General features: G+C 59.3%; 9 protein-coding genes. 4 read left to right on the top strand and 5 right to left on the bottom strand.

The window, feature by feature from the left end:
* Positions 1-96: 96 nt before the first annotated feature.
* Positions 97-1413, bottom strand: a complete 1317-nt coding sequence (locus tag O8B93_RS22940) for a replication-associated recombination protein A (RefSeq protein WP_269712162.1) — start codon at positions 1411-1413, stop codon at positions 97-99.
* Complete coding sequence (locus tag O8B93_RS22935) at positions 1410-2816, bottom strand: DegQ family serine endoprotease (RefSeq protein WP_269712161.1); 1407 nt, start codon at positions 2814-2816, stop codon at positions 1410-1412. Before O8B93_RS22935 ends, O8B93_RS22940 begins: the two co-directional genes overlap by 4 nt.
* A 172-nt stretch (positions 2817-2988) precedes the next feature.
* Here O8B93_RS22935 and O8B93_RS22930 point away from each other — a divergent pair, with 172 nt between their 5' ends.
* Complete coding sequence (locus O8B93_RS22930; RefSeq protein ID WP_269712160.1) at positions 2989-3339, top strand: lysozyme inhibitor LprI family protein; 351 nt, start codon at positions 2989-2991, stop codon at positions 3337-3339.
* Positions 3340-3355: 16 nt separating this feature from the next.
* On the opposite strand, the gene O8B93_RS22925 is transcribed toward O8B93_RS22930, so the two are convergent.
* Together O8B93_RS22925 and ilvD are read right to left on the bottom strand one after the other, a co-directional pair.
* Positions 3356-4354 carry a serine hydrolase domain-containing protein gene (locus O8B93_RS22925; RefSeq protein WP_269712208.1) on the bottom strand — a complete coding sequence of 333 codons (999 nt, stop codon included), beginning with the start codon at positions 4352-4354 and terminating at the stop codon, positions 3356-3358.
* A gap of 433 nt (positions 4355-4787) precedes the next feature.
* Positions 4788-6623, bottom strand: a complete 1836-nt coding sequence (gene ilvD / locus O8B93_RS22920) for a dihydroxy-acid dehydratase (protein ID WP_269712159.1) — start codon at positions 6621-6623, stop codon at positions 4788-4790.
* Positions 6624-6934: 311 nt separating this feature from the next.
* Here ilvD and msrP point away from each other — a divergent pair, with 311 nt between their 5' ends.
* Both msrP and msrQ read left to right on the top strand, forming a co-directional pair.
* On the top strand, positions 6935-7876 hold the full coding sequence (gene msrP / locus O8B93_RS22915) for a protein-methionine-sulfoxide reductase catalytic subunit MsrP (RefSeq protein WP_269712158.1): 942 nt from the start codon (positions 6935-6937) through the stop codon (positions 7874-7876).
* A gap of 2 nt (positions 7877-7878) precedes the next feature.
* Positions 7879-8526, top strand: coding sequence for a protein-methionine-sulfoxide reductase heme-binding subunit MsrQ (msrQ, locus tag O8B93_RS22910; protein WP_269712157.1), 648 nt, complete (start codon positions 7879-7881; stop codon positions 8524-8526).
* On the opposite strand, the gene O8B93_RS22905 is transcribed toward msrQ, so the two are convergent.
* Complete coding sequence (locus tag O8B93_RS22905; protein ID WP_269712207.1) at positions 8480-8908, bottom strand: ribosomal maturation YjgA family protein; 429 nt, start codon at positions 8906-8908, stop codon at positions 8480-8482. The genes msrQ and O8B93_RS22905 overlap by 47 nt on opposite strands.
* 56 nt (positions 8909-8964) lie before the next feature.
* Between O8B93_RS22905 and O8B93_RS22900 the strand changes: the two genes are divergently transcribed.
* Positions 8965-9837 (top strand): DUF817 domain-containing protein, encoded by an 873-nt coding sequence (locus O8B93_RS22900; RefSeq protein WP_269712156.1) that lies wholly within the window; start codon positions 8965-8967, stop codon positions 9835-9837.
* Positions 9838-9942 lie beyond the last annotated feature (105 nt).

The raw sequence follows: 9942 nt of genomic DNA, 5'->3' as shown, positions 1-9942 counted from the left end.
TGGTTATCTGGATTTCGCGACTCACTTTACCAACGACCTGATTCTTTTTCTCAAGATCGCCGGGGAATGCAGACCCCGCCTCCGCCATTATAGGGGCTAGCGCGATCCGCGCTCACGTCGCAGCTTCGACCACCAGTCGAGACGTTTGCGGATTTCCCGCTCGAAACCCCTGTCTGGCGGATCGTAGAAGGTCGTGCGGCCCATTTTTTCCGGGAAATAATCCTGCCCCGAAAAGGCGTCCGGCTCGTCATGGTCATAACGATAGCCATCGCCATAACCCTCACCCTTCATGAGCTTGGTCGGCGCGTTCAGAATATGTTTCGGCGGCACCAGCGAGCCGTTTTCCTTGGCCGCCCGCATCGCCGATTTAAAGGCGGTGTAAACGGCGTTGGATTTCGGCGCGGTGGCGAGATAAACGCAGGCCTGCGCCAGCGCGAGCTCACCCTCTGGTGAGCCGAGATAATCATAGGCATCTTTGGCGGCATTGCAGACGACAAGCGCCTGCGGGTCGGCAAGGCCGATATCCTCCACCGCCATGCGCACCAGCCGCCGCCCGAGATAAAGCGGGTCTTCACCGGCATCGAACATGCGGGCGAGATAATAAAGTGCCGCATCCGGGTCCGAACCGCGCACGGATTTATGCAGCGCGGAAATGAGATTGTAGTGGCCGTCCTGGCTTTTGTCGTAAACCGGGGCGCGGCGCTGGACGATGCGGGTCAGCCCTTCGGTATCGAAGGTCTCATCCTTGCGCGCCGCCCGCCAGACCTCTTCGGCAAGCGTCAGCACGGCGCGGCCATCGCCATCGGCCATGCGGATGAGGCTTGCCCGCGCCTCTTCCGTCAGCGGCAGGGGCTTGCCCTCCGCTTCCTCGGCACGTTTCAGGAGTTCGCTCAGGCTATCCTCGTCATGCGAACCGAACGTCAGGACACGCGCGCGCGACAAAAGAGCGGCATTAAGCTCGAAGGACGGATTTTCGGTGGTGGCCCCCACGAGAATGATGGTGCCATCTTCCATGACCGGCAGGAAACTATCCTGTTGGGCGCGGTTGAAACGATGAATCTCATCGACGAAAAGCAGCGTCTGCCGGCCATTCATCCGGCGCGTGCGCGCTGCCTCGAACACCTTCTTGAGATCGGCAACACCGGAAAAGATTGCCGATATCTGCTCGAAGGCCAGCCCCGCCTCGCCGGACAGCAGGCGGGCAACCGTGGTCTTGCCGGTTCCTGGCGGCCCCCAGAAGATCATCGACCCCAAGGAGCCGCTGTCGATCATACGGCGCAGAACGCCCTCTTCGCCCGTCAGATGTGGCTGCCCGCTCACCTCCGCCAGCGTTTTTGGACGCAGACGATCGGCAAGAGGCCGCCGGTTGGCGACCTCCACGGGCACTTGCGGGGCAAAGAGGTCGTCGCTCATCGCAGGAACTGCCGGATACGCTGCCCGTCGCGCAGGATTTCCACGCGCCAGAAGCCGGGATTGTCGTCCAGCGCCTTCTCAACCGCGGCGGTGGAGCCAATATCCGCACCGTTCAGCGACAGGATGACATCCTTCGGCTGGAAACCGACGCGATAGGCCGGTGAGCCACGCTTCACATCGGTGATGACGACACCGGTCACCTGCGAAGGCATGCGCAATTCATCCGCAAGCTTCGGCGAGAGGTTGGCGACGGTTGCGCCCGCAAAGGGATTGCGGCCTTCGAGCAGCCGTTCGTCACGCGGCGCGGTTTCGGGTGCCGTATTGAGAGCGATGGTCAGCTTCTTCTCTTTGCCCTTTTCGACAACCGTCAGTTCGGCCGACTTGCCGATGCCGGCCGTCGTCAGGCGATAGCCCAGCGCATCGGGATGCTCCACTTCAAGGCCGTTAACAGCGGTCACCACCTGTCCGGGCTCGATACCAGCCTTCTCCGCCGGACCACCCTTGGTGACGCTGACGACGAGCGCGCCGCGAGCGCGATGCAGGCCGAGCGCTTCCGCGACATCTGATGTCACCGGATCGAAAGTCGCACCGATATAGGGCCGCTGGAAGTTGGCGTCGCCGCGCTCCGCGGCCGCTACGAACACCCGGACCAGATTGGCGGGAATGGCAAAACCGATGCCGTTCGACCCGCCACCCTTGGAAAAGATCGCGGTATTGATGCCGATCAACTCACCCGCCATGTTCATCAGCGCGCCGCCGGAATTGCCGGGGTTGATGGAGGCGTCGGTCTGAATGAAAAAGCCGAAATCACCCTGCGTCACCTGGTTGCGCGCGAGACCGGAAACGATGCCGCTCGTCACCGTCTGGCCCACCCCGAAAGGGTTACCGATGGCAAAAACCAGATCACCCACCTCGATCCTGTCGGAATCGCCGAGCGACAGCACCGGGAATTGCTCCTTGGCGTCGATCTGCAGCACGGCGAGATCGACCCGGTCGTCCTTCATCAGCACCTTGGAGGAAAACTCGCGACCATCCGCCAGCGCCACCTTGATGTCATCAGCGCCATCAATGACGTGATTATTCGTCACCACGAGGCCACCTGCCGTCACGATCACGCCCGAACCGAGCGATGACTGCTTTTCCGTGCGGTTCGGCATCTGCTGGCCGAAAAACTGCTCGAAGAAGGGATCGCCGGCAAAAGGGGAGGCACGCCGCTGCACGATGCGCTCGGCATAGACGTTCACAACAGCACCTGCGGTGCGCTTCACCAGCGGCGCGAAGGAAAGCTGCATTTCCGTGTGGCTTGCCGGCACGGTCTTGTTGTCCTGCGCTCCGGCGCCCACGGGCAGGAGGACGAGCGCGGCGAGAAAGCCGGTGGACAGATACTTCAACACGCTTCGCATGTGATTCCTCATCGTCATCAGTATGATGGAGTTATAACGCCAAAGCCTGTAAAGCAAAGAGCGGCAAGATGATGGCCAAGCTTTTCCAGGCAGTGATCGGTTCACGCAATTGGAACCAACAACACCTCTTTTTGGTTTCAGCCGACAAGACGGTCCTTAGAAGAGACGATCCATGCACCTGAAATCCACCCTTCTCGCCTCCGGCATCCTCCTCACCTCCTCCTTCGTTTCACCGGCCAGCGCGGCAAGCTTCGATTGCACCAAGCCCGATCTGGCGGCCGATGAAAAAGCGATCTGTGATAACCGCGCGCTGAACGACCAGGATGTGAAGATGGCCACCACCTTCGACATCCTCACCCAGCTGATGGCGATGGGCGCGCGTGATACCTTGCGCGACGAACAGAGCAAATGGCTGAAGAAACGCCAGGAATGCGCAGCCGATCTCACCTGCCTGACGGGTGCCTATGAGGAGCGCATGAAGCGCCTCGGTGAAGCCTTCCAAAGCATCAACCGCCCGCTCTGACCCTTATCGGCTGTCCTCACACAGCACGGATGATATTTTCCATGAGACCATGCAGCTGGTCGCGATAACCGGTTCTGGCGGAGGGTGCATCCTCCCGCGAGGTCATGACCACGGAAAGCCGTCTGGCAGGTACGATATAGAGCATCTGCCCGCCATAACCCCAGGCGTAATAGACCGTCTCCCCCGCCATTTCCTTGATGAACCAGCAATAACCGTAACCATCGCCGTTGAAGACCGAATTGGTGCGTTGTTGCCAGGACTGGCTGATCCATTCCTGCGAGATCAGCCGCTCACCATCGGGCGTTACGCCGCCAAGACGATAGAGTTCGCCGAAGGCCAGCAGGGAGCGCGCCGTCATCGCCATCTGGTTACCGCCGAGATAGATGCCCTGCGGATCACGTTCCCAGCCGCCAATGGAAAACCCTTCCAGCGGCCGGAACCAGTCTCGGGCAAGAGACAGCGTCGAACGGCCGGATGCCTTCGTCAATATCGCCGAGAGCAGATGTGTGGAGGCCGTGGAATAAAGCATGCCGCCGCCGGGCTCTCCCGCGAAACCGGAACCCAGCGCCATTCTCACCCAGTTGCGGCTGGCAACCCAGCGGCCATAATTCGGGCCGGACATGCGCTCCAGACCCGACTGCATGGACAGGAGATTGCCGATGGTAATCCGCTCCAGCCGAGGATCGGGGGCCGGCGGAAAATCACCGCGCAGGATGGTCGCGATCGGCTGATCTGCGCCCGACAGAAGCTTGCGATCGATCGCCATGCCCACCAGCGCCGAAATGACCGACTTCGACGCCGATTTGATATTGGTTGAACCGTTGAGGCTGGCGCCATGATAGGCACGGCTAGATACCTCCTCACCATTAATGCTGACGATCACCGCCTTGAGGCTGGAAAGCGCGTCCGCGTCCCGCAATAGCGGGTCGAAACGGACGTTGCCGGCGCTTTGCGCGCGGGCCAGCGGAGCAAAAGGCAGCGAGGCGATGAGGGCGAGTGCGGTTCGTCTTTTCATGGTGATGAAGTTAGGCATCGCCGCGTTCTGGAAAAGGGTCGCTGGGCGAACATCACTCCAATGTGACTGCTGGATAGGAGGAAGCCCGTAAGTAGTTTCGTATTTATGATGGAAAAACAGAATGTTGAAGGCGGCAGAAGAATCACCCTGTGAGGCAATTGAATCTGTTTATGAGCTGGGCTTCACACCAAATTCAGACAACAAAAAGCCGCCCCGAAGGGCGGCTGATCGAAAAATTGCAGATCGCACATCACTCTCGACGTCATGCTCGGGCCTGTCCCGAGGATCTATCCACGTCGCGTCGTATCGGTCGGTCGCAGATGCTCGGGACAAGCCCGAGCATGACGGATGAGAGCTTTTCGGTCCTGGTCAGCAAGCTCCAACCAGCGCGCAACGGGACGGTTAATTAACTCCCGCCCCACTCTGCGACAGTTTACTCCGGCAGAATCCGCACAGCACCCTTGTCCGCGCTCGACGCAAAGGCCGCATAGGCCTTCAGTGCCGTCGTGACATTACGCTTGCGCGGTGCTTCCGGCTTCCAGCCAAGCGCTTCCTGCTCGGCCCGGCGCGACGCCAGTTCCGCATCGGAAACCTTTAGGTTAATGGTGCGGTTCGGAATGTCGATCTCGATCAGGTCGCCCTGACGCACGAGGCCGATGGCGCCGCCCTGCGCCGCTTCCGGCGAGGCGTGGCCGATGGAAAGGCCTGACGTGCCACCGGAGAAACGACCATCGGTGATGAGCGCGCAGGCTTTGCCGAGGCCCTTCGACTTGAGGTAGCTGGTCGGATAGAGCATTTCCTGCATGCCCGGGCCGCCCTTCGGACCTTCATAACGGATGACGACGACGTCGCCCGCCTTGACCTCGTTGCCGAGAATACCCTTCACGGCTGCGTCCTGGCTTTCGTAAACGACTGCCGAACCGTTGAATTTCAGGATGGATTCATCAACACCCGCCGTCTTCACGATGCAGCCATCGAGCGCGATATTGCCGTAAAGCACGGCCAGACCGCCATCCTTGGAGAAAGGCTTCTCGACCGAGCGAATGACGCCGTTATCGCTATCCGTATCCAGATCGTCCCAGCGCGAGGACTGACTGAAGGCCACCTGGGTCGGTACGCCGCCGGGGGCCGCCTTGAAGAATTCACGAACCGTCTCGCTGTTGGTGCGGGTAATGTCCCAACGGTCGATGGCGTCACCAAGCGTCGCTTCGTGAACCGTATAGGTATCGCGGTTGATGAGACCGCCGCGTTCCAGCTCGCCGAGAATGCGCATGATGCCGCCAGCGCGGTGCACGTCTTCCATGTGCACATCCTGCTTGGCAGGCGCGACCTTGGAAAGGCAGGGAACCTTGCGGGAAAGACGATCGATGTCTTCCATGCCGAAATCGACGCCGCCCTCATGCGCGGCAGCCAGAATATGCAGAACCGTATTGGTGGAGCCGCCCATGGCGATATCCAGCGACATGGCGTTTTCAAACGCCGCCTTGTTGGCGATGGTGCGCGGCAGGACGGTTTCGTCCTCCTGCTCGTAATAACGGCGGGCCAGATCGACGATCAGGTGACCAGCCTCGACGAAGAGGCGCTTGCGATCCGAGTGGGTGGCAAGCGTCGAGCCGTTACCGGGCAGCGAGAGACCCAGCGCCTCGGTCAGACAGTTCATCGAATTGGCGGTAAACATGCCGGAACAGGAACCGCAGGTCGGGCAGGCAGAGCGCTCGATAACCTTGACGTCCTCATCGGAAATCTTGTCGTCGGCAGCCGCAACCATGGCATCGACCAGATCGAGCGCGACCGTCTTGCCGTGCAGAACCACCTTGCCTGCTTCCATCGGACCACCGGACACGAAGACGGCGGGAATATTCAGCCGCATCGCCGCATTCAGCATGCCGGGCGTGATCTTGTCGCAGTTGGAAATGCAAACCATCGCATCGGCGCAATGGGCGTTGACCATATATTCCACCGAGTCAGCGATGATCTCGCGCGACGGCAGCGAATAGAGCATGCCGTCATGGCCCATGGCGATACCGTCATCGACCGCGATGGTGTTGAATTCCTTGGCCACGCCGCCGGCCGCCTCGATTTCGCGGGCAACGAGCTGGCCGAGATCCTTCAGGTGGACATGGCCTGGCACGAACTGGGTGAAGGAATTGACCACCGCGATGATCGGCTTGCCGAAATCGCTGTCCTTCATGCCGGTGGCGCGCCAAAGGCCGCGCGCGCCCGCCATGTTGCGGCCGTGGGTTGTCGTTCTGGAGCGATAGGCTGGCATGGTGTTTTCCTCGATCTCTGGCCAGGAGCATATTTCCGCAAAGGCGGTAAAAACAGCTCCTGCCCTATTTTGCGGTTTTTCTAGCGCAAACCGCAAGCCCTGTCACTGTCACCTTCGGGCAAAACAGTACGGTTCGGTACGGTACGCTTTCTATTCAGCACCATCGGCAAACGACACGCCATCACAAATGCGCGATTACCACCTGTTCGGCGTTATTTTTCCGCAGTGCGCTGAAACATATCTGTGCAGCGACCGTATTGGCTATCATAATCGATTTATAGCCGATGCACCCGGCTTTTATGGAGGTTCTTATGCCCGCCTATCGTCCACCCCATATCGAGTCTTCAGAGATAACGCCCAAATCCTTTTATCTGTCCCGACGCAACTTCCTCGGAACGGCGGCGGGTCTTGCCGCCATTGGATTGGCCGGCCGCGATGCCATTGCCGCGCCACTCTCCGCCAAGGCCGGTGCATACAAGCTGGATGAAAAACTCACCCCGCTCGACGCCGTTACCAGCTACAATAATTTTTACGAATTCGGTGTCGGCAAATCCGATCCGAAGGAGAATTCCGGCAAGTTCAAGCCGACGCCCTGGACGGTGAAGGTGGATGGCCTCGTTTCCAAGCCGCAGGAATTCGGCATCGAAGAGCTGATGAAATATCCGCTGGAGGAGCGCACCTATCGCATGCGCTGCGTCGAAGGCTGGTCGATGGTCATTCCCTGGATCGGTTTCCCGCTCGCCACGCTGCTCGATAAGGTAGAGCCGCTTGGCAGCGCAAAATATGTCGCCTTCGAAACCGTCGTGCGGCCCGACGAAATGCCCGGCCAAAGCGGCTTGTTCCAGCCTCTGTCCTGGCCCTATGTCGAGGGCCTGCGTCTCGATGAAGCGCGCCATCCGCTGACCATTCTTGCCGTCGGGCTTTATGGAGAAACGCTGCCAAACCAGAACGGCGCGCCGATTCGCCTCGTGGTCCCGTGGAAATACGGTTTCAAGGGTATCAAATCTATCGTGCGGATTTCGCTTGTTGAAAAGCAGCCGGAAACGACCTGGAAAAACTCCAATGCCCGCGAATATGGCTTCTATTCCAACGTCAATCCGCATGTGGACCATCCTCGCTGGAGCCAGGCGACTGAACAACGCATCGGCGAAGGCGGCTTTTTCGGCACGCAGAACCGCCCTACCCTGATGTTCAACGGTTATGACGAGGTGGCAAACCTCTATTCCGGCATGGATCTGAAAGCGAATTACTGATCATGGCCTTTGCCTTGCCTCTTCCGTCGCTGCCCAAGCGTTACCAGCCGGCGGCCATCTGGTCGCTGTATCTCATCGGCCTCTGTCCCGGCCTCTGGTATTTCTACCTCGCCGCAACCGGTGGCCTCGGCTTCAACCCGGTCAAGGATTTCGAGCACCTGCTCGGTATCTGGGCTCTGCGGTTTTTGTGCCTCGGCCTGCTGGTGACGCCGCTGCGCGATCTCTTCAACATCAACCTCATCGCCTATCGCCGGGCGCTGGGCCTGATCGCCTTTTATTATGTGCTCGCCCATTTCACCGTCTATCTGGTGCTGGATCGCGGCCTGATGCTCGGCTCCATTGCCGGCGACATTCTCAAACGTCCCTACATCATGCTCGGCATGGCCGGGCTTGTCATGCTCACGCCGCTTGCGCTCACCTCCAACCGCTGGTCCATCCGCAAGCTCGGCAGCCGCTGGAACACACTGCACAAGCTCGTTTATCTCGTCCTCATCGTCGGCGTGCTGCATTTCGTGCTGGCGCGGAAATCGATCACGCTGGAGCCGGTGTTTTATATCAGCACCATGGTTGTCTTGCTGGGCTATCGGCTGGTGCGGCCCTCGATCATGACGATGAAGAGGAATAAGCGTGCAAGGCCCGTCCGAACGTAAACGACGCCACCGCGATCCCGCCGATATAACAGACGATATTCCACGCGGAAAAAACGCGGCCGAGCAGCAAAGCTCCGGCCGCCGTTGCGCGAAACGCATCCAGTGCCGGGAAATGAACGAGCCGGATCAGCTCCACGACAACAACGACGAAAACGGCGATGTGAACCTCGTAACCGTGCCAGCGGGACGGAAGGACGGTCGCCAGCAGCAGATAGACCATCGCTCCCCAGAGCACGGATCCGCCATATTTTACCGCCACGAACGGCAATCCCACCTCGTAGCCGAACGCCCGCAAGCAAAGACCGCAAACGATCACCATCACCGCGGCCGCGAAAAGCCGGAAGCGGGCAAAATAAGACTGGGATAGGCTTGGCAGGCCCATGCGGGCTCCCTCGGGTTTTCGTATGAGACGTGAAAGATGCAAATCGAGGCGCGAACATGAGCACAGCAACACGTCCAGCCGCAACCCGCCTCTCCGTTTTGGACAATCTTCTGTGCGATACCTATCCTTGGGGCGAACTCAAGGGCATCAGGCGCTTTATCGTCGAGTTTCTCTATTTCGGCATCAAGGAAGCCCGTGCCTGCCTGTTTGCGGGGTTGTTTTTCATCTCCATCTTCGTCGTGCCGCATGCCGGGCTATTTGGCATTCCGCGTTATGACGTGCTGCTGATCATCGCGCTCGGCATCCAGTTCTTCATGATCTGGAGCAGGCTGGAAACGCTTGACGAGGCCAAGGCCATCCTGCTGTTCCATATCGTCGGTTTCGCGCTGGAGGTGTTCAAGACATCAAGCGCCATCCAGTCCTGGTCTTATCCCGACTTCGCCTATAGCAAGGTCCTCGGCGTGCCGCTCTTTTCCGGCTTCATGTACGCCGCCGTTGGCAGCTACATCATTCAGGCATGGCGCCTGCTGGATGTGCGCATTCGCCACTATCCCACCTATTGGATGGCAACGCTGATCGGCATCGCCATCTACGCCAACTTCTTCACCCACCACTTCATCGGCGATTACCGCTGGTACATCGCCGCCTGCGCCATCGGCCTCTATTCCCGCGCAACGGTGGTCTACCGCCCCTATGATCGGGATCGAAAGATGCCGCTGCTTCTCTCATTCGTCCTGATAGGGTTTTTCGTCTGGCTGGCGGAAAACATCTCCACATTCTTCGGTATCTGGAAATACCCCGATCAGATCGGCGCCTGGTCCGTGGTGCATATCGGCAAGTGGAGTTCGTGGTCGCTGCTGGTCATCATGACGTTTACGATTGTCGCGCAACTCAAGCACATCAAGGCCCGTATTCACGTTCCGGAGTGAGATAGATGAGCTATTCATCGGCATCTTCTGGTCCCGTCATAAAGCAGATGGGGGACACTTGCTAAGGAAATGCGTCTGGAGAAGACGTTAACTTTTTTCACGGGA

The organism is Martinezella rhizogenes, from assembly GCF_027460065.1.
In the GTDB taxonomy this organism is placed as follows: Bacteria; Pseudomonadota; Alphaproteobacteria; order Rhizobiales; family Rhizobiaceae; genus Agrobacterium; species Agrobacterium rhizogenes_C.
The sequence above is the reverse complement of the archived record's forward strand: the minus strand, read 5'-3'. Positions and strand labels throughout refer to the sequence as shown.